A 420-nucleotide genomic window follows, 5' to 3' on the forward strand; every position below is an offset into this window, starting at 1 on the left:
TAGCGTTCACGCCGCCGAAGACGACGGAGGGAGGCCGTCCTTTGTCATGCAGCGCGCTGGCTCCATCACGACGGAAAACGTGACGGCCGACGGTCCGACCGTCGTCCTCAGCGCGACCGGCATTTTCAAGCGGTTTGGCGGCATCACCGCGCTATCCGATGTCAGCCTAGACCTCAGGCCCGGCGAGGTGCATGCGCTGATGGGCGAGAACGGCGCCGGCAAGTCGACGCTGATGAAGATCCTCTCTGGCGTCTATACCGACTACGAAGGCACTGTCGCCATCGACGATCAGGCGGTCCGTTTCGCCGGCGTTCGCGACGCCGAGGACGCCGGCATCGCCATCATCCACCAGGAGCTCAACCTCGTTCCGGAACTCAGCGTCGCCGACAACATCTTCCTCGGCCGCGAGAAGCTGATCGC

The 420-nt window shown here is 64.3% G+C and carries 1 protein-coding gene; it reads left to right on the forward strand.

Annotated features, from left to right (window positions below):
• Nucleotides 1–46 precede the first annotated feature (46 nt).
• The coding region (locus tag EN852_RS35435) for an ATP-binding cassette domain-containing protein (protein WP_135879650.1) at nucleotides 47–420 on the forward strand (374 nt) is incomplete at its 3' end.

It is taken from the genome of Mesorhizobium sp. M2E.F.Ca.ET.209.01.1.1 (assembly GCF_004010375.2).
Lineage (GTDB): Bacteria > Pseudomonadota > Alphaproteobacteria > Rhizobiales > Rhizobiaceae > Mesorhizobium.